At 43.0% G+C, this 26,421-nt stretch carries 17 protein-coding genes; 7 read left to right on the top strand and 10 right to left on the bottom strand.

All coding sequences use genetic code 11. The features are described 5' to 3' along the window. Positions 1 to 14: 14 nt before the first annotated feature. The gene (locus tag KIK04_RS14260) at positions 15 to 5,120 is read right to left on the bottom strand and encodes an RHS repeat-associated core domain-containing protein (protein ID WP_232274318.1); all 5,106 of its coding nucleotides are present in this window, start codon (positions 5,118 to 5,120) and stop codon (positions 15 to 17) included. A 185-nt stretch (positions 5,121 to 5,305) separates the two neighbouring features. Then, positions 5,306 to 7,099, bottom strand: a complete 1,794-nt coding sequence (locus KIK04_RS14255; protein ID WP_232274317.1) for a carbohydrate binding domain-containing protein — start codon at positions 7,097 to 7,099, stop codon at positions 5,306 to 5,308. A gap of 310 nt (positions 7,100 to 7,409) precedes the next feature. Here KIK04_RS14255 and KIK04_RS14250 point away from each other — a divergent pair, with 310 nt between their 5' ends. After that, the gene (locus KIK04_RS14250) at positions 7,410 to 8,300 is read left to right on the top strand and encodes a TetR/AcrR family transcriptional regulator (RefSeq protein WP_232274316.1); all 891 of its coding nucleotides are present in this window, start codon (positions 7,410 to 7,412) and stop codon (positions 8,298 to 8,300) included. A 15-nt stretch (positions 8,301 to 8,315) separates the two neighbouring features. Then, complete coding sequence (locus KIK04_RS14245; RefSeq protein WP_232274315.1) at positions 8,316 to 9,536, top strand: MFS transporter; 1,221 nt, start codon at positions 8,316 to 8,318, stop codon at positions 9,534 to 9,536. Between the two features lie 64 nt (positions 9,537 to 9,600). Here the strand turns inward: KIK04_RS14245 and KIK04_RS14240 are convergent, their stop codons facing one another. Both KIK04_RS14240 and KIK04_RS14235 read right to left on the bottom strand, forming a co-directional pair. Further along, positions 9,601 to 12,693 carry an Ig-like domain-containing protein gene (locus tag KIK04_RS14240; protein WP_232274314.1) on the bottom strand — a complete coding sequence of 1,031 codons (3,093 nt, stop codon included), beginning with the start codon at positions 12,691 to 12,693 and terminating at the stop codon, positions 9,601 to 9,603. Positions 12,694 to 12,960: 267 nt separating this feature from the next. Next, a complete protein-coding gene (locus KIK04_RS14235; RefSeq protein WP_232274313.1) occupies positions 12,961 to 14,577 on the bottom strand; it encodes an ABC-F family ATP-binding cassette domain-containing protein in 1,617 nt (538 codons plus the stop codon). 496 nt (positions 14,578 to 15,073) lie between these two features. On the opposite strand from KIK04_RS14235, the gene rsgA reads away from it, so the two are divergent. Then, the gene (gene rsgA, locus KIK04_RS14230) at positions 15,074 to 16,456 is read left to right on the top strand and encodes a ribosome small subunit-dependent GTPase A (RefSeq protein WP_232274312.1); all 1,383 of its coding nucleotides are present in this window, start codon (positions 15,074 to 15,076) and stop codon (positions 16,454 to 16,456) included. Between the two features lie 511 nt (positions 16,457 to 16,967). Here the strand turns inward: rsgA and KIK04_RS14225 are convergent. Then, complete coding sequence (locus tag KIK04_RS14225) at positions 16,968 to 17,915, bottom strand: MBL fold metallo-hydrolase (protein WP_232274311.1); 948 nt, start codon at positions 17,913 to 17,915, stop codon at positions 16,968 to 16,970. A gap of 207 nt (positions 17,916 to 18,122) precedes the next feature. On the opposite strand from KIK04_RS14225, the gene KIK04_RS14220 reads away from it, so the two are divergent. The 3 genes from KIK04_RS14220 (at position 18,123) to KIK04_RS14210 (ending at position 20,769) form a co-directional block, all read left to right on the top strand. Then, positions 18,123 to 19,271: a virulence factor gene (locus KIK04_RS14220; protein ID WP_232274310.1), complete on the top strand. Its 1,149-nt coding sequence runs from the start codon at positions 18,123 to 18,125 to the stop codon at positions 19,269 to 19,271. A gap of 445 nt (positions 19,272 to 19,716) precedes the next feature. Then, positions 19,717 to 19,803: a putative holin-like toxin gene (locus KIK04_RS14215; RefSeq protein WP_442951173.1), complete on the top strand. Its 87-nt coding sequence runs from the start codon at positions 19,717 to 19,719 to the stop codon at positions 19,801 to 19,803. 363 nt (positions 19,804 to 20,166) lie between these two features. Next, entirely contained in the window at positions 20,167 to 20,769 is a 603-nt protein-coding gene (locus KIK04_RS14210) for a peptidase inhibitor family I36 protein (RefSeq protein WP_232274308.1), read from the top strand. 64 nt (positions 20,770 to 20,833) lie between these two features. Here the strand turns inward: KIK04_RS14210 and KIK04_RS14205 are convergent, their stop codons facing one another. Both KIK04_RS14205 and KIK04_RS14200 read right to left on the bottom strand, forming a co-directional pair. Then, entirely contained in the window at positions 20,834 to 21,985 is a 1,152-nt protein-coding gene (locus KIK04_RS14205) for a DUF418 domain-containing protein (protein WP_232274307.1), read from the bottom strand. Positions 21,986 to 22,180: 195 nt separating this feature from the next. Further along, positions 22,181 to 23,047 (bottom strand): metal-dependent hydrolase, encoded by an 867-nt coding sequence (locus KIK04_RS14200; RefSeq protein ID WP_232274306.1) that lies wholly within the window; start codon positions 23,045 to 23,047, stop codon positions 22,181 to 22,183. Between the two features lie 154 nt (positions 23,048 to 23,201). Between KIK04_RS14200 and KIK04_RS14195 the strand changes: the two genes are divergently transcribed. After that, positions 23,202 to 23,855: a hypothetical protein gene (locus KIK04_RS14195; protein ID WP_232274305.1), complete on the top strand. Its 654-nt coding sequence runs from the start codon at positions 23,202 to 23,204 to the stop codon at positions 23,853 to 23,855. Between the two features lie 320 nt (positions 23,856 to 24,175). Here the strand turns inward: KIK04_RS14195 and rnhA are convergent, their stop codons facing one another. The 3 genes from rnhA to KIK04_RS14180 all read right to left on the bottom strand — a co-directional run bounded on the left by rnhA (position 24,176) and on the right by KIK04_RS14180 (position 26,339). Next, positions 24,176 to 24,832, bottom strand: coding sequence for a ribonuclease H (gene rnhA / locus KIK04_RS14190; RefSeq protein ID WP_232274304.1), 657 nt, complete (start codon positions 24,830 to 24,832; stop codon positions 24,176 to 24,178). A gap of 78 nt (positions 24,833 to 24,910) precedes the next feature. Beyond that, entirely contained in the window at positions 24,911 to 25,471 is a 561-nt protein-coding gene (locus KIK04_RS14185) for an RNA 2'-phosphotransferase (protein ID WP_232274303.1), read from the bottom strand. Positions 25,472 to 25,625: 154 nt separating this feature from the next. Further along, positions 25,626 to 26,339 (bottom strand): lysophospholipid acyltransferase family protein, encoded by a 714-nt coding sequence (locus KIK04_RS14180; protein ID WP_232274302.1) that lies wholly within the window; start codon positions 26,337 to 26,339, stop codon positions 25,626 to 25,628. Positions 26,340 to 26,421 lie beyond the last annotated feature (82 nt).

Here is a 26,421-nt window from a genome sequence, read left to right as displayed (position 1 = left end):
AACCTCCTCTCAGATTAAATTTCATTTCCTGTACTATTAGGTGTCTTTAAACGAATATTTCCTGAGTAAATACCATTGTCTGTCCAAATGTGAAGTTTAAATAAAGTATTCTCTTGTTTCAGTTTAGTCACACTGAAATAGTATAAATCAAAAATATGAAGGGCGCTTAAATCTTCGTCTATCCCGTATCTAAGATCCAAAACTACCTCACTCGCCCCTTGCTTATTAAACCCTTTAGCAACAGCCTGAGTTGAAGTCTTTACTTTTAGCTTTTTATCTTCCGGATATGCTGTCTTTAATTCAACCTTTACTCCGTCTACCAAAAAGTCAGGTGTATTATTACTATCTCGTTGTATAGTTTTTACTTTCTTCCCCATTTTCGATAGTGTTTGAGCGACGTTGATTTCATCAGTATATTTTAACGACTCGGGGCTATCATCATAATATCCATTACCTTTAGTTAAGTTAATATCATCCCAATTTTTAAAACTTATACCTACAGAATCAAAAAACTCTTGATCAGATATATCACCATCCCACCAATAATCCACTAAACTTCCCATTTCGTAGCCATATCTTAAAGTATTATATGCAAAAGAGAAATCAAGCCCTTTTCTATGACCCGTTGGATCAGTCCACTTTAATGGATTATTTTCCACATACGTATAGAGATTCTGACTTAACGGATTACCCAGTTCCCCTTCATACGTATCCTCATTAATAAACCGCCCAACACTTGGATCATACCATCTTGCGCGCAAGTATTGCAGATTTGTCGTTGAATCCCAATATTCTCCTGAGTAACGAAAAATATTCGGTGTCTGTTCTGCACTCTTTAGCGGATCGCCCCATATATCATAAGTGTACTGATTCAAGACTTTGCCGTTGGCATCGCGAATTTCTGTGACATCACCGTGACCATTTGTGATATATTGCTGTAGGCTGTTCTCACCTGATAGCTTACGAGCTAGCAATTTACCGCTGGCATCATAGACGTAGCCTGCGCTTATTGTAACAATATTGTTGGCTCCTACAGTACCCTCTGCTACAATTTTCGCTTTATCGTCATAATAGTAACGAATCGTCGTACCATTTTCAGTTCGCTCCACCATTAGCCCGTCACCATTGTAACGGTAAGCAACTGATTTTCCATTATCCATCATTACATTGGTTAATTGGTTACGATTGTCATACGTATAACTGCCACCTATAATTTCTGCCGTTGGTTTCTCGCTCGTTAACGTGCTTCGGTTATCACGTCCATCGTACTGGTATGACTCGTTAAACTGGCTCGATCGCTGAATTCGATTAAGCTTATCGTACGTGAAACTATATAAACTTCCATTTTCTTTCTTCGCAGTGATGTTTCGGTTGTTATCATAGCTGTAATCATACTGACCAAACAGTGACTCATGCTGCTTTTGCTGAATACCGATCCTAGTAAGGCCATCATACATATAAGACTCATTGAATCCTTGTGATGAACTTAATTTAGACAGCCTACGCGTCTGCTGATTGAAATCGTACTTGTAATGACTTATCTCACTTCCACTTTCATTCAATACTTGCACTTTGGTCGGAGTTGGCGAATCCGCCATGTACTCTAAGTTCGTCGTCAGACTAAAGTTAGATCCAGCAATCGTTTGCTTCGTCCGTAACCCTCGCACATCGTATTCATAGTTAAGTCTCGTATTCCCCGGATATGTAATGGTATTCAATTCTCCCGAGGGGTGATACTCATAATTCGTCGTTCCCGTACTATCAGTCATCGATGTGCGTCGACCGACCCGATCATACTGATATGACACCCTTTCCTCTGCCTGGCTGGCAAAGAAACTACTAGTTAACAAATTACGCATATTATACTCAAAATATTGTGTCTGTCCCTTACGATCTACCGATCGAATCACATTACTATTAGCATCATAATGTAGTTTTTTGCTTTGATTTTTCGGATCGATTTGTTGAATTAGCCGTCCAATTTCATCATACTTTTTTTGCACCTTGTTACCATCAGCATAAGTAACCTCAACCATATTGCCTGACAAATCATATTTGTAGTTCGTCGTCTTGCTCTCAGCATCCGTCACTGCGTTCAACCGACTCAATCCATCATACTGATACGTAGTTACGTTTCCGTTGGCGTCTGTCATACTGATGACGTTGCCCGCATGATCATACGTATACCTTGCCAACGTAGTCTTGATACCAGAAGGTTTTATTTCTTCCTTATATTCAACACGGCCTAATATATCATACTTTTCAATAAGCACATTTCCTGCACCGTCGATTGTAGATTTCATGAGTAGAGCATCGTCGTACGTATATCGTTTTGATGCAAAATATTTGGGTTTCTCTTCAATAACACGCCCCCATGCATCATACACATATTCAGTAGAATAATGCTTAATAGCATCTTCATATGAAGTAGTCAAAGCAACAACCTGACTTTGAGCAGTCAGACGGTTGTATTTATCATAAGAACGGTACGCAACACCTCGTGTACTCGTTTCTTTAACCAGTCGTCCAAATGGATCAAATGTCATTTCCTTCTTTTGATCAGCTGGATCTGTAACAGTCACTGTGTTGCTAGCATCGTTGTACACAATCTTCGTTTGTGTTCCATCCGCGTAACTTTCCGCTGTGACTCGATTTAATGCATCGTATTCATACGTAACAGCCTGTCCTTTGCCGTCTATGTATTGAATCATTGAACCTGTAACTGGATTGTATTTTGCTTGATTAGTAATTTCAGATGGGCTATTGTCCGCATCTTTAATTGTGACCGTTTGTTTGGTCAGGAACATCAATTTATGGTTGTTATCAAATTCTTGTTTGATAACCGTATTATTTACTCCTTCACCTTTCAGTTGAATAGTCGTAGGATTCCCAAAACGGTCATACTCATAGTTGCTTTGGCTCAATAGTCTTTGGCCTACGTGCTGTCTTTGGAATCGAGTAACTTGCTTTAATCCAGCATGATCTGGATAATATTCGTATTCAGATACTAAATTTTTATCAGTTCCAATCGGTACAGTGCTTTTCTTTAATTGAGATACGGTAACTTCCCTATCCCATTCTTCTGCTGGAGGCTTCCACTCCTCATCAACTTTTGACGTGAATTTAGTTTCTACGTACTCATGTTTGCTTGTAATATTAAGTGGGTTTGTTTCCAAAATGATATGACCGTATTCATCATATTCATATTTCACTCTTTGAGTAGATGATTTCAGACCATCACTAAACGCTGTCGTAATTTGTATTGGATTAGGGTTCCTTTTATACATATTATATTCATAATAAATATTTTTTCGCTCTGTTTTTCCGTTAGGCACCATAGAAATACTCGTGTTGTAAATAGTAGGTGTTTCATTTTCCATAACGCCCCAATGATCTTCTTTGTAATCTATTTGATAATGATAAGTCGTATTCATTAATTCATCATTGGGGGTATTTCTTAAACCGTTAGAGACACTAGTTGAAAAGGAATGATCTCCAAATCTCGAACCAACATCGCTATGGTAATTTAGATTGTTCAAATCAGACCATACAGGACCACTTGGTGTGCTATACGATCTTACACGCCCTCTATACCTAACCTGCTCTTCTTGAGCGTATGGGCCTGTATTTCGCAACACTTTCTCCGTGTCAAAGTCTGTATGAGCCTTCGTCGGGTGCTCAATGGTCTTTAATGGAAGCCAAACATTAGTGCCCCATTTCTTCATTATCCGATCATGAAAACTCGTATACTCTGCGAGATCTTTACTGAAATTAAAAAACATAAAATTATAATTATTATCATCATAATAATATTTTGTTGAGCGTTTCGCTTGATCAATAACTTCGGTCAATACCTGTGTAGTAATGCTTTCTGTTCTATTTTGCAAAACACGAGTTTCTTTCCTGTATTCAACCGTCTGTTTATTCGGTTGATTTGTCACAGGATCTAGAATCGAAGCACTTACAATAACTTTATCATCGTAATTACTGAATTCTAATTGATTATACAATCGTCTTCCGTTGTCACCTTCATATGTGGTCCCCGTGCGGACAAGTATTAATTTTTTGAAAGCGTAATGAAAATCAATCTGATTTCCATACTTATTCACTATCACTATTAATTGTCCATTGATGTTGAAAAAGTATGTTAAGCCTGTCTTATGATCATCCAAGATGAAAGTAGCATTCCCTACCTTTTCGCCCCCCTTTCCCCTAAAACTTAAATCCTTGTACGGATAGCCCTTCAATGTACTGTTATCGATAGAATATGTTCCTTTACCTGGGATGTATATCGATCCAGGATAATCATTATCACTCATTTTTATATATGGAATATCCCAAATCCACCCTTTTCCTAAGGCAGATTGCTTGTCTTCTTGAGGTTTCCTCGTTGCGTTCTTATTATTAGTAATATCAAAGTATATACTTTCTTTAGCGCGGGCACTATCATATGTACGACGCAGCTCAAAGTTCATACCATTAGGTCCAGGAAGAATAAAGTCCGTTTCTTCGACTCGCAGAGAGCCATCTACCGTTGAGATATTTACATTAACATCTCCAATTGAAAATGGGGCTTGATCAACACGTAGATCTTTTTGTTTTAGAGCGATCTCATCATATTGGGATGACATTAATGAGCGCTTATTCCGACTTTTTTGTTCAGGATAAACAACTTCGGTAACGCTTGGGTTTCCATCTATGTTTGGACTATCTATCTTAGGTGAATTTCCGTATACGTTGAATGTGACATTGAGGGGATTCTGCTCTTTTGTTAGATCAGACTTTATATGAGGATAAAGCCGTTGCATGAACTGCTCATAGGAGCCACCAGCTTGTTTCGTCTTTAAGCCCTGAAACACATGATGTAGTGGATAGCCTTTCATCGTTTCCTTGTGGACCCAATTTCTCGCAATTCCAAATTGATCTGCTACTGACGAAATCGTAATAACAGCGTTCGGATCAAATAGTTGTGGCTGTTGATGACTAGGAATCCCATATACTGCTTCTGAAACTGATGCATTCTTTCCGCTTCCTATCGAAAATATTGGCTGTGCTGAAGCAAACGGCAAGCTTGTAAAAATGAGTATAAACACAAGTGTAACAGATAGGACTTTCTTCACTTTTTCTCCTCCTTAGAATATTTAATGTTTAGTTCACTAAAATGAGTTATAAACATCAAATATAACTCCATCTTTAATATTGTTCTTCGTATATTTGTGCCAGAGTTAGGGATAACCGTATCCACAAAAAAATGAATAGACATTTTCTCATGCAGCCGTGCTTTTTAGCGTTACATTCCCTACACCTATATCGTTGGATCTATAATGACTGGGGGTTCAACTTGATCCCAAGGAGGGATAGGCGGCTCAGGTGTTGGATTACTTTTAGCTTGATTTGATACTTCCATTGAAATTTTGTCAATATGTAATTTACCAAAACCAGGCTTAATAATTTGTGTAACAAAATCAAAAGTGCCAGAAACATTTAAAAAAACCGACACACTAGCAGTAACAGCCCCCTCAGGAATATCTCCCTTAACATTCAAATTTCCATAATGGTTAGTTAATCTATGACGAACTTCTTCTACATAATTAGATCCCATAGCTTTATCATTACTATCATAAAATTGAACATTAACTTGTACCGAAGAACCTTCCAATTCTGGAATATACACAAGTGCATGGATATTAAAACTTTTTTTCGAATAAACAGATACACGCTGCAGTATACCGATTGTACCGAATACAGATGGAGTGCCTTTAACTTCAAAAATCTGAATTGATTTTTCCGTATCTGATCTATGATTAGAATGATTAATTCCCAATCCACTTAATGCCCATCCACTTGCGAGATTACCATACGGTACATTCAACTCAGGATTAGATAAAATATTTTTTTCCGTGGTGCGCTGTAAAACAATATCGTCTACCGTAATCGTGCCTGCAGCATCATTTTCCAATGCCCTAATTGCTGCGTAAACAACCGCATACTGTGCAGAACTCGGTGCTACAACATGATCTCCCAGCGTAATACTCGTATCCACCTTAAAAACAGGATTCTTCGGATCTACTTTTGTATATGCATAAGGATGTTTGACAAAATGACTCTTAATGATATTCCCTTGTCCATCAAGGAATTGAACATAAAGCTGAGCAGTTGCATTTTTAAGATGATCGATAACAAAAATCCCATTGAAGTTATACGCAGTGTTCGGTGATACCTTGACTCGCTGATTAATAGCAACTTCTCCATCTTTCGCTATACCAGCACCTACTATTTTTTGAACTCCTCTTTGACTAGTTGTGAAATCAGCATGATTCGCCAAATGTATCACTTTGTCCCAATACATCGAATTACCTGAAGCAGTTATAAGTTGAAAATCGTGATTTAAATTTTCAATTGGATGAAATGTCTTCGATACATTCATCCCTTTTACGACAATTTCACCACTAGCTTGATGGCCATTAGCTCGGATGACTATATAAATGGTAGCTTTCTGAACATTAGCGGGTATCGTTGCAGTTCCAGAAATGGTTGTGAAAATACCCTTTGTTTGAGTATTCGATGCTTCTATTTGTCTGTACTCCTGATTTCCACTATTCCCAAGGTAGCTAATTAACAGTTGAACATCAGCATTAGTCAGTTGATTAATAGCCAATGAAGCTTGAATCTCGTACATTTTATGCGGAATAACAGAAATAGTCTGACTAATTCCGACCATTCCTTGGTGAGCAATGTTTGAAGATATTATTTTCTGTTGCTTATGCTTACCGTTCTTTTCTAAGATAAAACTCGCTGTGGTTGTACCATTGACGACCTTCCCCCACACTGAAGCAAGTTCCTGAGTACCTGTCTCAAACAAAGGATTTATGAGCATATTCTTCTCTCGATTAGTTACTTTATGTTTACCTTTTCTAGTAACATTTCCATTTTGATCATTCTCATAAAATACGGTTCCGTTATTCGTTATAAGTTCTGAAAGTTGATTACCTTCTTCATACTGATAAGTTGTCTGGTTAGCATAACCACTTAAAGGATTTGCTAGTAATATAGAAAACACCATCAATGATAAAAATATAAGTTTAATAGACGCTTTCATTTGGTCCTCCTACTTTATATTTCTAGTCTAAATTTGATAGCAAAATACTTCGCTCTTATACAGCTCTCACTTTTTTTGAAAATTCACCGCCTTCTCAATTGATTTCAAAACAATCACTCCTTTCCTTTCATTTATTTAAAGCTATTAAAATATAAAGGTAGTTGAACTAATTTCCTTAAATATAAAAATAGTGCAACTCATATTTTTTTTATGTGTACTTGATTGACACATCCTACTGAATCGCATACAATTTAGTTCGACCAATAAGTCAAAGACAGTACCGATTAGTTCTCGACAAGGAGTGACCGTCATGCAGAACGACTCCATAGACAAAAAAAAGCACATTATCCTAACCGCTATGAAGTTGTTTACATCTCAGGGATACAGCGCAACGACAATGCAAGAAATCGCGCAGACATGCGAAATGTCGAAGGGCAGCTTGTATGTGCATTTTAAATCTAAGGAGGAACTACTACTTAATATTTATAAATATTTTCATCTCAATATCCAATGTCAGCTGCTACAAATCGAACATCAACACCATTCCAATCCCAAAGATTGCTTTAGGATGCAAATTGAAATGCTGTTGCTCACGATTAGCAACTGTCGTGAAATTTTTTTACTAGAGCTGCAAGGAACTATTTTAGTGGAACATGAGGAACTTAAGCAGTTTAAAGTTCAATCCCGTGATGAAACAATGCGTTGGTATGAGAACAAACTCATTGCTGTTTATGGCCCGACCATTGCTCCATATACCCTTGACTGCACTATAGCTCTCCACGGTATGATTAACAGCTTCACCCAATTTATAATTTTCGAAAAAATGGAGCTGGCAGCATCTGATTTGAGTCATTATGCGATTCGTCATATGGATTATATTGCGGAGCGACTTATCGCGGATCAACCTCCGGCCTTGGTTAACAAGGAAGTGTGGAAGGAACATTTAAACGGGCAATATCGTGAGAACTTTGAAAGGGATCATCCGATTGTGCTCGTCAAACAAATGAAGGAACAGCTTACAGAGCTCGATCTGGATGTGCAGCAAAAAGAAGACGCGCTTGCGTCATTGTACATTTTAGAGCAAGAGTTAAAGGAATTCCAGCCTAAAAGGGCTATTCTATTAGGGATGCTTGCCAATATACACAGTGTTCCGGCATTACAACTACTTAGAGAAAGATTAGAGCACAAGCTTGCTCTATAAAGAGGGGAAGACACGATGACAACAGCAGCAAAAAATGCTAAGGGACCACTGTTTATTTTGATGTTCAACATGTTTTTGGCGATGGTCGGTATCGGTTTAATTATTCCGATATTGCCGGAGTATGTAATCGCGTTTGGCGCTACAGGCCAAGCTATGGGCTTTCTAGTCGCGGCTTTTGGATTGACACAGTTCGTATTTTCACCGATTGCTGGTGAAATGTCGGATAGAGTTGGCCGTAAGCCATTGATTGTCGTGGGGATGTTGTTATTCACCATTTCCCAAGTGGTATTCGCCATTGCAACTGATATGTGGATGCTATATGCATCTCGTTTAGTAGGTGGAGCAGGTGTCGCACTCATGTCAGCTCCAATGATGGCTTATGTGGCAGATATTACAACGGAAGATAAGCGTGCGCAAGGCATCGGCTTGTTAGGCGCATCCATGTCGCTTGGTATTGTAATTGGACCCGGGATCGGCGGCTTCTTATCGAAGCTTGGCATGGGAGTTCCATTTTACACAGCGGCTGTATTGGCGGGCTTGTCCACCATTATTTCGTATTTCTTTTTGCCAGAGACATTGTCTGAAGATATTAGACTTAAAGCCAAAACAAGCGGTGTAAGACGTGAGTCGCTGATGAAGCAAATGGTTACTTCTACAAAAGCACCTTACTTCATGCTGCTGATGCTCGTCTTTATATTCTCGTTCGGGCTGCAAAATTTTGAGGCTATCTTCGGATTGTACGTAAACAACAAACATGCCTTTACGGCAACTGACATCTCGATCATCATTACAGTCGGCGCGTTGGTCGGTGTCGTTATTCAAGCGGTTATCTTTAACTGGCTCGTGAGCAAGTTTGGTGAAAAAGTAATCATTAACCTTATGTTTATTCTTACCGCATTCAGCTTAGTGCTGATGGTTTATGCGAACAGCTTCTGGGTTATTTTCGCGCTTACGCAATTGTTCTTCACGGCGGTGTCCATTATTCGCCCTGCTGTCAATACGTTGCTAACGAAGATGGTTGACGACAGCGAGCAAGGCTTCGTAGCGGGCATGAACAATGCTTACATGAGCCTTGGTAACATTGTTGGTCCAACGGTAGCTGGCGTTCTGTTCGACAAGAACGTTGAGTTCCCTTATTTGCTGGGAGCGGTCGTAATGGTGTTGAGTACGATTATGTTTATGAGCTGGAGCCGTAATGCGAAGCGGTTAAAGCCTAAGGCGTCAACGACTTCTTAAAAATAAAAAGAGGTGTCCCACGGTCATTATTATGACTTGGGGACACCTTTTTTATTACTGTAAATTATGGACGACGTGCTGGGTCTACGTCTATTATTACAGGCATACTTTCTGTTTTCCCATAGGGATCGGTTGCAATTCTAAGATACATTAAACCGGAGCGATAAATATATTGGCCTTCTAACTCAAACATTCCATTTGAGTCAGCAAAATAAGACATCCCACCGCCACTATCGTATAATACCGATATTTTTGCGTAAGGCTCAGTGCTGATATTAATTTTACCTTCACGCCCATAAATAGCTCCTGTTACAGAAGGAGGAAGTGCTTGCCCAATCTCTTGATTCACAGAAAGAAGGACAGGTTCACTGCTTGCTTTACCATTTTCAACTGCAACTAATTTAATGTGTTCTCTAGTCCATATATCACGAGTATGAAATGAAAACTCGCCGACTGAATTAGCAAATGTCGTTAAGTAACGATCGTAACTGCTTTCCTTAAATAGAATTTTTGCATTTGGAGTGGCTCTTCCATTGAGCCAAACACCATCAGTGTACACTACTGATGTTACAACTATAGGTTTTTCGGTTGTTCCCAGTGTTGCAGCTAATGTTATATTTGTAGGGTTACTTTCCTTTCTAATTGTTTCTTTTGCTGATACTTGAAAAATTTTACCGGGAGTAAAACTCCCGTCAATTTTAAAAGTAAAATCCCCATCCATCGTATATCCGCTAGCTATCACTTTACCTTCTTGCGTTTTAACAGCCAAATATGAATATGGTTCTGATTTTCCTTTTATAATTGGTTCTTCACTATATACCTCTCCAATTATTATAGGTGACTCTGTTAAATCAGAGTAGCTTCTTACCTTCACCATTATTGGCTCACTCTCCAATTTGCCGGGAGCAGTAGCCGTGATGATCAATTGTTTAAGATTATGCTTTGATATTTCATCCATTTCAAAACTGAAACTTTGATACTTTCTAGGCGGAATTGAAGATGTTTTGCTTTCGGTTTTAAATTTGTATATAAGATTACCATTAGTATCTTTCACGTTAATAGTCGAGTACCACTCTACCTCACCGCTAATATAAAAATCATCATTATATATTGAGGGAGCAGTTTTGGGTATTTCTGTTCTCTCTACAGTAGAAAGTGCTTTTAGAACAGCAGGGGCACTTTTTTTATATCCTTTATGGTATGTAGTTACGAACAATTCTTCCCCTACATCTAATGTCATATCCGGACGAGGTACGAGTCTGAAATCGCCATTATATGCAGAAAAATCAAAATCCAATTCTTCTCCTCTACCATTCATTATTTGAACGATTAGCCCTGGTTGAGTATTTCCATATACTATACCCCCAGTTACATAAACATTACTAGTGACAGTTGGCGTTGGAGCCTTTTCTGATTTTAAAACCTTAAAAGTGTAAGCCTTACTTAACGACTTACTAAAGGTATTAGCGTAAACATACAGGGTCTCTCCTGGAACGAGCTCGCTACCATCAAATTTAAAAGATCGGTAAAAATCCGTTGAATACCCTTTATCTAGTATAGTTCCATCTTCTTTTTTGATTACTATTTTCGTCAATGGTTCTAATTCAAGAAACATCGAACTATGTTCGTAATCATACACATTATCAGTAAGCATCCGTCGTATTTTCGTTTCTTCTTTTGCAGAATGAACGGTAGCAACAGCAGGATCACTAACTGAAAAACCAGACTTATAGGAATAAACATATAGCTGTTCATTTGAATTATATAGCACTTCAACTGGGTCAAGACTATACATCATATACTCTTTGTACAGTTCTTTTTCGATAGAACCTGATAATATAGTTCCATCTAGCTTTGTTACAATCAACTCAATCTCCTTACCATTACTGCTATGGGAACCGACCCAACCGCCATCTTGATCTACATAACTTTCTATTACAGGTTTAATAGTTTTCTCGCCCTGTTCAATAATTATTACTAAGGACTGGCTTTCCGCCATATTACCTTTTTTAGCGCTTACACGTAATTGGTCGCCAGCTTTTAAAGAAATCACGCTTTTTATAGGTAACTTCAATGCGAATTTTCCAGTCTCATCTGCATTCCCTTGTACAATCGTGACTCCCTGATCCTGAATAGTAATTACAGAACCTGCCTCCGCAGTTCCTGCAACAATCTCATCCACGACGTTTCTCACGGTCCCGTTAACAGTGGGCTTGGCTGTCTGAGTGGGTACGACAACTTCACCTTCGGAACCACCAGAGCCACCACTACTGCCGCCTCCGGAACCACCGCCGGAACTAATCGTTCCACTTCCGCCAGTTGACGGTTTGTTGTTGTCAGGCTGCTTCGCGTCTTTCCCTGTTTCTTTTTCCTTATCCTTAGCATCAGGCTTAGCTTCCGACACTTCCTTGGCTTTATCCACAAATTCCGCTTTATCATTCATCACTTTATATGTAAGTACAGCTAAAGCTTGTCTATCAGCAGCTGCTTTCGGATTAAAACGAACAGTGCCATCTGCATTAGCAACGCCGTTAATCAGGCCGATCTCCAATGCCAGCACGATATATGGCTTCGCCCATCCCGAAATCGCATCCATATCGGCAATTTTCTTTATTGAGCCCGTAGCTGATTTCGTTGCTTTCTCCAAACCAAGTGCGCGTACGTACATAACCGCTAGTTCTTCACGCGTCACTTGCTTGTTCGGCGAAAACGTCGCTGCCGAAGTACCTTGCGCCAATGATGCTTTAACAAGCGCGCCCACGTAACCGCTGTACCAGCTATTTGCCGCAACGTCTTTAAATGCAGCAGCCGCTGCTTTATCTTCTTTCAACCCTAGCGACAGCGCCAATACTTTAGCAGCTTCCGCTCGTGTCATCGAGCGGCTAGGCTCAAACTTCCCGTTACCCCCGCCTGATAAAATCCCTTTCCCATGCAGATCCAAAATTTCCTTTTTCGCATAGGAGTTCTCAATATCCACAAAGGAATTATTGCTTTCGGTAACATAAACAGAATCAACCACAGAAGTGCTTGCCTTTGCAGATGAACCCGCTTGCGTCGATGCCACCACAGTCCCTGTCATACCCGAAAATGCAGCTCCAAACAAAAGCATGCTTGCAAGTAGCTTTGCTATAGTCTCCCGATATTGGTTTAAGTTCAAACTAGAATACCCCTTTTCTTCTCTATATCTTTCTATTTCTCAGCAACATAATCTAGGCCAAATGCCCTAAAATTTTTCAAACCCCAATTATTATACTACTGCTTTTACTAAAAGTATCTCTTATTCGTAAAATTATTCAAACTATGTTCATATGAACAATACAACCATGTTACAAGCGAGAAACCAATCAACAAAAAAAGGCCGCCCCCTCAAGTAGAATACATACTCCTACTTGGGGAACAGCCCTCGCTATATCACATCATACAATTAGCTATACATCTGCTGACGCAGCTCTTTAACCTCATCGCTCTCGAGGTATTCGTCGAACGTCGTTACACGGTCGATGATGCCGTTAGGCGTAATCTCGATAATGCGGTTCGCAATCGTTTGAACGAACTGATGGTCATGCGATGTGAACAACATCGTACCATCGAAGTCGATCAGACCGTTGTTCAACGCTGTGATGGACTCAAGGTCCAAGTGATTCGTAGGCTCATCAAGGATAAGTGCGTTTGCGCCTGTCATCATCATCTTAGACAACATGCAGCGAACTTTCTCGCCCCCGGACAATACACTTGCTTTCTTCAATGCTTCCTCGCCGGAGAACAGCATGCGGCCCAAGAAGCCGCGCAAGAACGTCTCGTCTTGATCCTTCGAATATTGGCGCAGCCAGTCAACCAAAGTATCCTGTACACCGTCAAAGTATACCGAGTTATCTTTCGGGAAATACGCCTGTGACGTCGTAATCCCCCAGTTGTACGTACCTGCGTCTGCTTCCACTTCGCCCATCAAAATTTGGAACAATGTTGTCTTCGGCAAGCCGTTAAGACCAACAAAAGCAATCTTGTCGCCTTTGTTCACGACCAAATTCAAGTTCTCGAACACCTTTTCACCGTCAATCGACTTCGTCAAGCCTTCAATCGTCAGCAATTGCTTGCCTGCTTCACGCTCCGACTTGAAGTTGATAAACGGATACTTACGGCTCGAAGGACGAATATCATCCAACGTAATTTTGTCGAGCGTCTTTTTACGGGATGTCGCTTGCTTCGACTTGGATGCATTCGCGCTAAAGCGCTGAATGAACGCCTGAAGCTCTTTAATCTTCTCTTCCTTCTTCTTGTTCTGGTCGCGCATCAACTTAACAGCCAATTGGCTGGACTCGTACCAGAAATCGTAGTTACCTGCGTACATTTGAATTTTACCAAAATCGATGTCCGCAATGTTCGTACAAACCTTGTTCAAGAAGTGACGGTCATGAGATACCACGATAACTGTACCTTCATAATCCATCAAGAAGTTCTCAAGCCATGCGATCGATTCCAAGTTCAAGTGGTTGGTAGGCTCATCAAGCAGCAAAATGCTTGGGTTGCCGAACAACGCTTGTGCCAAGAGAACACGAACCTTTTGGTTACCGTCCAACTCAGACATTTGCTTTTCATGCAAATCTTTAGGAATACCAAGGCCGATCAGCATTCCGCCAGCTTCCGATTCTGCTTCCCAACCGTTCAGCTCTGCGAAGTCGCCTTCAAGCTCGCCTGCACGCATACCGTCTTCTTCAGTGAAGTCCGATTTAGCGTAAAGCGCGTCTTTTTCTTTCATAATGCTGTATAAACGTTGGTGGCCCATAATGACCGTCTCCAACACTTTAAATTCGTCATATGCATAATGGTCCTGCTTCAATACCGACATGCGGTCGCCTGGCGTGATATGCACGTCTCCGCTTGAAGGTTCAATTTCACCGGACAATATTTTCAAAAATGTCGACTTACCCGCACCGTTCGCTCCGATAAGGCCATAGCAGTTGCCTGGCGTAAACTTAATGTTTACGTCTTCGAACAGCGCGCGCTTGCCGTAACGGAGCGTAACGCCTGTTGTACTAATCATGGCATTCCCGTCCTTTATTAACAGTATTCGTTTCAAACGCTTATTATAGCACACATTTAGCAGAAACGCGATGGCATTCAGGGGCAAGAGTGGACGTGATTGGAAGCCAATACGAAACAGTGAACGATAACTACCCAATTTCACAAAAAAAGCGTATAATAATTTCCATCTAAGCATTTTGCACAAATCTCAACTTAGCTTCTAGTTTACGCAAAATGTTATCCATTCCATGAAAGTGAGGAGATGTCTTATGGTGAAGTTTGCATACAGCGTTCGGGAGGACCGATTCGGCCTATAAACCAGCGTGCAGCAACACAAGCACAAACCATCATTACACATGATCGGCGACATGCGATTGCATGCCAAGGTCGTTTCATAACGTCTACTCCCGAACTTGCCACGTCTAGCCGCAACGTTGTCCAAGGCTGATAAGACCATGCAAGTAAACGACGAGCGAGTGCCTATTAGGGTGCCGTAGTAAAGGGAGAATAACGAATTGAACATTTTTGAGCAAAAAAATAACGATACAAGCAACAACGAGATTACAGCAACAAATCGCGAATATGAGCAAATAAATGATAACCATGTACAGGAGAAGGCACACGATTCTGTGCATGAACACATACAGGCTAATGCACTTACAGATGCAAAAGCAAATGCAAATGTGCAAACAACTGAACAAAAAGCAGGAATTGAGGCGGACGCTGTAACAGAAGTCGAAGCTACAGCAGAACCGGAAGGCTTAGCAGCCTCCCCGCTACAAAGCGGCTGCGGCAGCTTGACCACGCTTGGCTGGGACGAGCGCTGGGACGCTGCTTGGGAAGCGTGGCTTGGCACGCTAAGCGATGCCGTGACTAGACGGTGGAACGGCCAGCTCGTTCCGGCGCGCGTATCGCTGGCGCATAAGCATTTGTACCGCGTCATTGGCGCGGATGGCGAGTGGCTGGCCGAAGTGTCCGGCCAAGCGCGCAATGCGATGCTAGCGCCCAACGGTTGGCCGACGGTCGGCGATTGGGTCGCCGTCGCGCCGCGCCCAGCGGAAGGCCGTGCCACGCTGGTTGGCGTCCTGCCACGACGCAGCGAATTTGCGCGCAAAGTGGCTGGCAATCGCAATGACGCCCAGTTGGTGGCGGCGAATGCGGATGTGGCTTTGCTCGTCACAGCGATGACGAGCGATTTTGAGCCGCGGCGCTTGGAGCGATACGCCGCACTTGCTTGGGAAAGCGGTGCAATGCCAGCTGTCGTCCTCACGAAGGCTGACGCCACGGACGACGAGAACGGCTACATCGCCGAGGCGATGCAAGCCGTACCGGGTGCCGACGTATATCCCGTGTCGTCACATACAGGCGCTGGGCTTGACCGCCTCCGTGCCCTGCTAGCACCGGGGAAGACGCTCGTGCTCGTCGGCTCGTCTGGCGTAGGTAAATCCACGCTGGCGAACGCGCTAACTGGCAGCGAGCATATGATCACCCAAGCTGTGCGGGAAGAAGACGGCAAAGGGCGTCATACGACGACCCATCGCGAGCTTATCCCGCTGGCGAATGGTGCTTGGCTTATCGATACGCCAGGTATGCGCGAAGTCGGCTTAGTCGCCGTTGATGGCGGACATGGCTTAGCCTCCGCCTTCGACGATGTGGAGTCACTCGTGCGAAGCTGCCGCTTCACGGACTGTAAGCACGCGAATGAACCAGGCTGCGCAGTACGTGCAGCCGTTGAGCAAGGTGAGCTTGAACCACAACGGCTCAACTCGTACTGGAAGCTGCAACGTGAGCTAGCCCATATCCAGCGGTCCGAGAACGCTAAGCTGAAGCGGGAGCACGCCCGCAGCACGAAGAAGCTACACAAATCGATTCAGTCCGCAGCTAGACAGCGCAAGTAAGTTAGCAGACTTAAACGGAGCTTGGGGGCTAGATAAGCGTACTAAGCTAGTTGGGCTTACTGAACTGGTTAAGCGTGCTGGGCTAGTTAATCGCTCTAAGCTGGTTATGCCCACTGAGCTACCTAAGCGCGCTAAGCTACTTATGCTTACTGAGCTACTTAAGCGCTCTAAGCCACTTAAGCGCTCTAAGCCACTTATGCTTACTGAGCTACCTAAGCGCTCTAAACTGATTAGCCTAGCCGCTTTGTCCCGCTAACCATACAAGTAGAGCAGCGAAGCACTATAAATCGCAGCCATCACAATCTAGCTATACACCAGCGTTAACTTAGATATACAACTAAAGCCATCTAGCACTTCGTTAATGAGCATAACCGTCAGATCAACGACTAGATAATTGATCATCAATCATCTAGTCCGTGAACTGCCTGTAACTCACAACGTGTGCCGGCTGGCTTTTTTCATATCAAGCGCGTTCTTCATTTGCAGCCATAACTCATATCGCCTTCTCGTTTCACTCGGGCAACTTCCACGTTTCCCCATGCGCCAACACCCTTACACGTTCCACTGCAATATTTTTCACAGCACGAGCGCTCTCCAATCGATCCAACGCTTCACGCGGCGAATCATCTGCCAACTTAAACGAGCCGTAATGCATCGGAATCATATACGTGGCACCGACATCCTCAAAAGCCTGCACCGCTTCCTCAGGCGTAACATGCTGCGAGCTCATAAACCACTCCGGCTCATATGCACCAATAGGCAACAACGCAATATCAATGTCAAAACGTTCGCCTATCTGCTTAAACCCACGGAAATAGCCGCTGTCGCCTGCGAAATATATCGTCTCCACTACATTTTCACGCTCGGTATCTAATCGCTCAATGACGTACCCGCCCCAATGCGAATGATTCATATCAGTAATCGTACGGCGAGTCCAATGCTGCGCGGGCACGCACGTAACTCGCAGACTTGCAATCTGCAACTGATCCCACCACGCCATTTCCTTTGTCTCGGAAATCACTTTGCGCTGCATCTTATCACGTAAGCCCTCTGGCACAATGAGCAGTGTATTCGGATTTACTAACTTGCGAATGGAACGAAAATGGAGATGGTCATAGTGGGAATGCGAAATCAAAATAATATCAATCGGCGGCATCTCTGCCAAAGGTATACCTGGGGAGGTCAATCGCTTCTCTAGCCCCATACGTGTAGCCCAGACAGGGTCCGTTACAACATTCAATCCACCTACTTGGATCAAAAAGGTAGAGTGACCTATCCAAGAAACACTCAGCTGTGTACGATTGTCATGCAGCCATTCTACTTCGGGCGCCTTGTTCGGGACAACGAAGGAAAAATCTTTCGTCTTCATCCGTATTTTCCGTTCCGCACGCCAGCGACGGAGTTCACGCAACGTCTTTTTTGTCTCAACACGATCCATATTTTCGTACAAACGCCGCATAGACCCACCTCGATAATAGTGTGTATTCAAATCATTATTTTCTCGTATAGGTATCATAACAAATGGATACTTTCAGCTTCAACAGCATGGGCTTATTCATCGCGGGACAAACTATCTCATACCATGGCAAAATCCATCCTGATTGCCGCTCCTTCATTGTTCCAAACATTCGGTTAGGATACAATGAGAGCAAAGGAGGTCGTAATCATGAAATTAATTACTATCGAACCTACGCCTAGTCCTAATTCCATGAAGCTTCATCTCGATGAGACGCTTCCTGCCGGCGTACGCCGTACTTATACGGCCGACAATGAACGTACTGCCCCTCAGCTTATTCAGCAGTTACTTGCGCTAGATGGCGTGAAGAGCATATTCCATACGGCAGATTTTATGGCTTTAGACCGTAAACCGAATGGAGATTGGGCTAACATATTAGCAGGCGTACGAGAGCTGTTCGGTCAAACGGAACAGCCAGCTGGCCTGGAAGAAGATTTGCAAGCATGGGTCTCTTTTGGGGAAGCCCAAGTGTATGTACAATATTTCCGCGGCATTCCGATGCAAATTCGGGTGCAAGCGGGCGGCGAAGAAGAACGCGTCGGCTTGTCCGAACGGTTCGTGCGTGCTGTAACCGAGGTCGCAAGTGCAACGTTAATTAGAGACCGTAAACTAAGTGATTATGGTGTACGTTACGGTGACCTCAAAGAAATTGCCCGTGAAGTAGAGCAAGAGCTAGAAGCGGCTTATCACGAGGAGCGTGTGCAATCCCTGATTAAACAAGCGATCGCTTCTGCCAAATCAGATGCCCCGTTCATCGAAGAACGCACAGCGCTGTCTGATGAGGAAGTGGCTCAGCGACTTACGCACGCGGATTGGCGCATGCGCTATGCAGCGCTCGATCGGCTAGAGCCTACGCCTGAGCGATTGCCACTTATCGCCCAAGCATTAGACGATGTGCAGACCCAAATTCGCCGCTTAGCGGTCGTTTACTTAGGCGAACTTAAATTGCCCGAAGGAATGCCGTTGTTGTTCAATGCGCTCAAGGACAGCTCTGTCAGTGTGCGTCGCACAGCTGGAGATACGCTGTCTGACATTGGCGATCCAGCTGCCATTGAGCCGATGATAGTCGCACTGCGCGATGCCAACAAACTTGTCCGTTGGCGTGCTGCCCGCTATTTGTATGAAGCGGGTGACGAGCAAGCAGTAGCTGTACTTGAAGAAGCGGTAAATGACGCGGAATTTGAAGTTGCACTGCAAGCGCGCATGGCATTAGAGCGAATCCGCTCGGGTGAAGCGGCAGCCGGAACTGTGTGGCAGCAAATGGCGCGGATGCGTGAACAGCAAGAATCTAGCGAATAGTTATAATTAAGAAGCCCTCGTACACGGGCTTAAGTTAGTCACCATAACCATAACCGCGAATTAACATTAGTTATGGTTATGGTGACTCCTACAACTCTTCACTCTACAACTCTACAGCTACACAAGTCTTTTGGCCTCGCCCCATATCAGCCTACGCTCCACCTTTACCATCTACCCCTTCAGCTTTCACAACAAATTCCTTATCCGTAGAAAAACCTTTTTAATATACATCCATTATTGTTTCATTACATACTTAATAGGGTTTATAAATACAAATAAGCAGTCTAGCGAAAGATGATTAAAAATATCTATTACTGAAAATTATTACCACCTATACTTAGAACGTGATATAATAGTGTTCACAATAGAACGGCTTAACGGGCGGTCGGCTAATCTCCCAGAAAGGGGGGTGAAGCCTGTGGGGATTCAGGATGCTCTGACGTTAATGGTTAGCTTCGGTTCGCTGCTGGTCATGCTGCTGACGCTAGTTGTTACAATTGTCTTGGCGCTTGTCCAACACAAAAAGAAATAGGCCGCCCCTCGGGAAAGGAACCGGCCTATTTCTACAACTATCATCCCAAAGCCACCGTCTGTTAGCGGCTATTGTATGTGGGAGTCGGTTGCCGCCGACTCCTGTTCTATGTGTATTATAATACTCCTGAAATATTCACGCAATAAATGATTACACATTTTTTACAATTCAATTACACCATTTGTCATAATTCGAACCTTTTCTCCGTTTCACACCCCTATTTAATCCCAGTATCTCACTAAAATAAATTAACCATAATTAAGTATTAATTCAAATAATTATAAAATATTTATTTTAATACCAATCATTATATGCTATATTAAAAACTGTAATGAATACAATATTGAAAGCAGGTGGTATTTGATGAAAATGATCAAAACAATCACAGTCGGTATCTGCTTCTCTGTACTCGCACTATCTACATCCTTCTCCTTAGCGTTTGCTCAAAACAACGAGAACCCATCTGGTGTTACCCACAATCAAGTTAAACCTATTATTTTTGAAGGTCAATCTTATTCACCACAACAGGCAGCTACATTCACTCAAGTTGCTTCACAAGTTAACCATACGGTTGTTGAAGCGAACGGCCGTGTATTTGGTTACGAACATAAGGCTGATGCAGACAAACATATCGATCGTATACTAGCCGCCCAAAATAATGAGGTCGTTCCTGAAGAAGGAGACTATCACGCAACGTTTTGGGATTTTTATAAGTATACGGGAGCTTCATTTGATGTTAGCTTAGCCCAGAACAAACCGTATGTTGGCGACTTCTGGAACAATGAAATCTCTTCGATTAAAACTGCTTACAAAGGAAGCGGTGTTACATTGTATGAGAATATCAACTTCACAGGTTCATCGATATTTTTTGCTCCAGGTGCCGTTTCGGAAAACCTGGGTTGGTTTATCCTAAGACCAAATGTAACTTGGGATGACCAAACCACAAGCATCGAAGTGAAACCTTAGGCTTCACAGCAAAAGGCTCATCCGTAAATGGACGAGCCTTTTATTCGTTTCATACCCACGCTTACTACTTATCCACGAATCGCCTAGCAACTTCTTCTTTCTGTGAGTAAATGCTCCATCGCCGTTGCGGCAATTCTGACCACCATTTTAACGTTAGTTCGAACGGGCCTATTTTAAACTTTTTCAACCATAAATGTGCGAATAGCATTAATATGACGCATATACCAAGCCATGAACTAATAATCAATGCGGAACTGCCTCCAATGATGGTAGCAAAGCCAAGCCCCCAACTGTAAAATAACACGGACGCAAGTAAATTTTGCAAGATGTAGCAGGTTAACGCGGTCTTTCCAACCTCCATCATACGAGAACTGAGCCAAGTAATACGAGGATGTCTCCACCTCCATGCAATAAGTCCCATATAGCCGAATGCTAGCATTGGAGCAAATACATACCGATCTAATCCTCCCAAATCGAGCACTGTATGCGACATATACTTATGAAGATAGGCGATCGCATTCAACGGTAATCCGATTCCAATCCCCCACATCAGTAACTTTTTTTGAATTCGCCTTCCATTTGCATCTGATACAAATGCGCCGCGGCGCATGAGCAGCACGCCGCATAAGAACAAAAACACACTCATCGGGATAACCGAAATCCACTCCGCGGTCGGATCGAAGATAGCATCTAATCGGCTCTGCATTTGTCCAAACCACGTGTCAGGGTATACGTAATATGACGAAGAATCATCATAGTCTTGTCTAGTAAATAGCCTTGGCAGGAGGACAAGCGAACCTATGTGATAGGTTAATGCAATACACATGGCGGATTTGATCACACGTTCGCTGCGACTAACCAAGAACGAGACAATCATCGCAGTAATCGCGTATCCTCTTAATATATCGAAATCGACCAACAGCACGTAATGCAACACTCCATCAAGCAGTAAAATAAAAGACGACCAGATATAAATCCAAGGCCATGCCAATTGATTGCGCAGTGCTTGTCGATACTTGATTTCCAAGCCTACGCCGAACAAAATGGTGAGCATCCCCAAAAATTTACCGTCGACAAGCATCAACGTTAACGATTCAAGAATAACGGGCTCCGCGGTAACAAATGTTTTTGAGCTCGCGAATATCCAAATATTTGTGCCAAGCGTACCTAGAATCGCAAATCCGCGAATGATATCAAGTAATGCTATTCGCTGCATAGGGTAATTCCTTTCTAGAATAGTAGTTAGGGGACCGAATGATTAGAATGAGTTCATCATAGTTGAGTAATGTGTATAACTTGTGTCTTCTAGGAGAGGCTCCTGTTTCAACTTCGTGAACATGAAGGAGATAAATAAAACAGCCGCTCCCTGATCCAAGATCAGAAAGCGGCCGCAGTAAAGACGGCATTAAATTTATTTTGAAATCGACTCATACAAAAAAGATTCACCATTGCGGTAAAAACGAGGATCGTAAATGCCGATCTCCTTATCATTATCTACAATGACAACGAATGGCGACCATTCATGCAGCGTTTTCGCTTTTGGATTTTCCATAAACAGACGATCAAGATTACTACTCTCTTTCGACTTTAATTGCACCGTCAGCTTCGGTTCTGTGAACACGTTCGCATTACTAATCGTAACCGTGTCCCCTTTTTTGCCGATCATCTGAAATTGCCCTGGTACAAACCCAGCTGCAAGTGCAAACTCGTCATACTGATCGGCGTACTTCTGATGCAAGGCATACCCCTGTACAGATTGAATGATCAGATGGCTGATCATAAGTGCCCAGACGATTTTATATACACGTGGCTGGTTAGTAGGTTTTTTAATTTTAGAAAACAACAATCCACCGAGCATAATCGCCCAAAATGTGAAATCGACGATCGGAATCGTTCCAAACGTAACCCGTGTTGTCGCAAAAGGTTCTACATATCCCGTTCCCCAAGCATTGAACAAATCGCTCGTATTATGAATAAATACCGCCAGCAAACCCATTGCCAGCAGTTTCCAACCCTTCACTTTGAATACCAACCAATTAAAGAGCGACATAATTGCTGCCCAGACAGGTACTAAAAATATAGAATGCGTAATGCCGCGATGCCACATCTGATAACGACCTGCTGTATCCCACCAAGCTGAAATGACATCGATATCGGGAATGTTGGAGCCTACGACGGTCGTTAGGAGCAGCGCCTTTTTCTGATTCGGAGTGAAATCTTTTTTATCTACCGCAGCGTACAACGTCAACCCAAAGAGGGTATGCGTGACTGTATCCATCTGTTCTCTCCTCTCTATGTTTCAAACTATATTTTAAGATGAGAGGGTCGGATAGGCAACTGCGGGAAAGTTGAACTTTCGTAGCACACAAGATATGGGGTGAATACAATTGCTCTGAGGTTTTTAAAAACACCATTTAAAGGATGTTGTTGCTATGGATAGTTCTTATGGATATTGGAGACCAGACGGAACCTTTATTTTGCTCATAACGATACCGGAATTAAAAAAATTGAAAGGTAAAAAAATTAGAACTACACTACCTAACATAGCAGGCACTGTAACTGCTAAGGTTGGAGCTTATAATGATTCAACCAATCGAGTTCAATTATTGAATATTAAAAGCGACAGAACTGGCACTAACTATGGAGACTTGAGTTATCTACCCGAGGAAATCAGTGGTTTACAGGTGTTGGATGGAGCAGAAGGTGGTACTTCGCCAGGTACACAGGATTGCACAGTTACAGGTGGTAAAGGAGCACATATTCATTCAGGTACGGCTACTGTCTACGATGGTGTAACCGTCGACTACACCGTTCATGAATGTGAGATAGAAGCTAAACCCAAAATTCTGGGTATCCCAACAGGTGGAAACTTTAAACTTACCAGAAGCAAAAATCGTTTAGATGCTACTTGGCCTGAAGCAGGTGGATTAACTAGATATGTGTTTTCCATTTGGGTTCAAAATAAAGCGCTATGGGCAGAAGTCGAGCATCAGCATAGAGTATATAATTTTCCATCAGGATGGAAATGGAAAAGAACAGGTGGAGGCAAAACAAAAATAGGCTCGTGGGCAAAGTTGAAAATTTGATGCTTTATTGGTGCTGCGGCTATCCAGTTAACGTCCGTATAACCATGGGCGCTGCTGGGACTCGTTGTGATGATCATTTCTCTTATTCTAAACAAAAAGAAATAGGCCGCCCACGGCTAGGGTTTCGGCCTATTCTTTATAACGTTCCCTTAAGTTAAAAGCCACCGCCTTTGAAGCGGCTATTGTATGCATGGGAGTCGATTGCAGTCGGCTCCTTTTGCATTGTACACAAGTTATCTCCACAATATACCGTGCTAAATTTGGAAAAGGAAGATACTGCGCAAAGCTTCCGCACCTCTTTTTCACACGCGGCTCACTTCTTATTTGCGGCCATAATCCGCCTTAATTTCGCCCCAGAGCTTCGTTTGCCACTTCAGCACTTTGTTCTCATACGTGTTCGTGTTGAGCCAATACACTGCGCGGTCAATCAAGTTCCAAATCTCCTCTGTCGACGCATCGCGCGCTAAAGTCGTGGACACCTGCTTTTGTCTGACCCATTTGAGCGCATTTTCCGAATCGCTGTATACAGTTTTATTGCTGCCTATTTTCTTCAAATAAGCTAAACCGTGAACAATCGCCAGAAACTCGCCCAAATTGTTCGTCCCTTTACTAATCGGACCTTGTGAAAAAAGAATCTCACCCGTACGCGTATCGACACCTTTGTATTCAACTGGACCCGGATTTCCCCGTGTGCCAACATCAACCGAAATGCTGTCATAATCAACAGGTTCGATGCTACCACTAGCCGATTTCGATCCGCGACTGGAAGTGGCCGATGAGCTTGATGCTCCACCCTTGCCCTGTCCCCAGTACCCTTTTGCTCCGGCTTTAAACGCTTTTTCCGCTTCCGCTTTCGATTCAAAAGACTTATATTTAGCTTGATTGAACTGATGAATTTGCACTTGGCACTCCGCCCAGCTCGTATAAATGCCAGGCTGTCTTCCAGCCCAGACGACATAATATTTTTGCTTCGCCATTCCTTGCCCTCCGTAAATCGCTTTAAAAGGTACATTCCTATTAGTTTCGGATGTATATATCACTTATATACTATAGGTTTATTGCAGATTGTTCAAAGGTTTGATCGCGGCAGGAGGAATGTACTCCGCCAACCACACTTCGTTACCTGCATAGTAAAACACAGCTCCTAACTCCCGTGCAGCAGTCGTATCGATCGTTAAGAGAACGAGCTCCCCTCGTCTGCTCCCAGCCATTGTTGCAAAATGAGTCCCTTCCGATAAATGGACATACTGCCGTTGCATGGAGCGGATTCCTTCTTTTAAAATGATAGCTACTACATTGGTGTTCGTCCCGTGATATAACATAGGTGGAGGGGTGCCTGGTTCGTATTGTACCTTCTGTTGACTATGCCCGTATCTCGCACGAATTCGCTCCCCGTCAATAACAAAGCGCTGCTTGTCTGATTGACTCACGACCTGCTCCACTTGCTCTTGAGTAACCGTTGACCATCTAGGTTGCGCTTGAATCACTCGCAATACGTCTTGCAATAAACACGATCCATCTGACGGATCTAAAGTCAGACCGTACTCTGTGGGAGTATGACGAAGCAGCTTCGTCATAAACTTACTTAGGCTCGTTTCAAGCTGTTTATTCAACATTTGCTCACCTGCTTACCATATGAATTATTTTTAGCTGCCAGTTACTCTATAGCGATCCATTTATTTCTTATTTCCATTATAACAAAAGCCATCCTGCGTGAGGATGGCTTTTAGATAGCTTGTGGATGGGTGTGTAAATACTCCGTTAGGTTGACTAAGCGTTAACGATGAGCGTCCTCACCTGTTCCGGCAAGGCTGCGATTTCTTCCTTAGACAATCCATCGACCGGAACGGGCGGCAAGATTGTAATCTCAACCTCGGCTGGCGTAATCCAGAAGCCGTTAGCCTCCATCAACTTATAAGTACCGTCGATGCGTACAGGTACTATCGGTGCGCCTGACTTCGTCGCGATGCGGAAAGCACCGCTCTTGAACTCGCCGATTGGGTCGCCCTTGCTGCGCGTCCCTTCGGGGAACACGACAACGGAATAGCCGCTTGCCACGACTTCGCCCGCTTCCTTCAAGCTGTTCATCGCTTGACGCGCATTCGAGCGGTCAACGAAGATGCAGCGGAACAGCTTCATCCAATCGCGAATCAATGGCAGCTTCGCGATCTCCGCCTTCGCAAACATCGCCTTCGGGGCACCGAGATGGCCAAGCAGAATCGGAATATCAAAATTGCCTTGATGGTTGGCAATGTATACAGCTGCACCGTCTGGCATATGTTCAAGACCGTTCACCTTTACCTTAGCCCCTGCTATTCGCAAGAGCGATCGTGCCCAATCTCCAACCTGCTTCGCCACATAGGCATCCATTTCCTCGATGCGTCCTTCACGTTGCATCGCTTTAGCTTTGCGCAGTTTAGGCATTAAGCATAGTAAATAACACCAAAAATAAATAAACCATACTGCCGTTCGGATAAATTTCATGCTGTGTAAAATCCTTTCGTATCAGCTCTCATTTGATATCAAAGTATAGTTCGTACAAACCGTACAAACATACCCAGTATAT

This window comes from Paenibacillus sp. 481, from assembly GCF_021223605.1.
Lineage (GTDB): Bacteria > Bacillota > Bacilli > Paenibacillales > Paenibacillaceae > Paenibacillus_B.
This window is presented reverse-complemented; position numbering and strand designations above follow the sequence as displayed.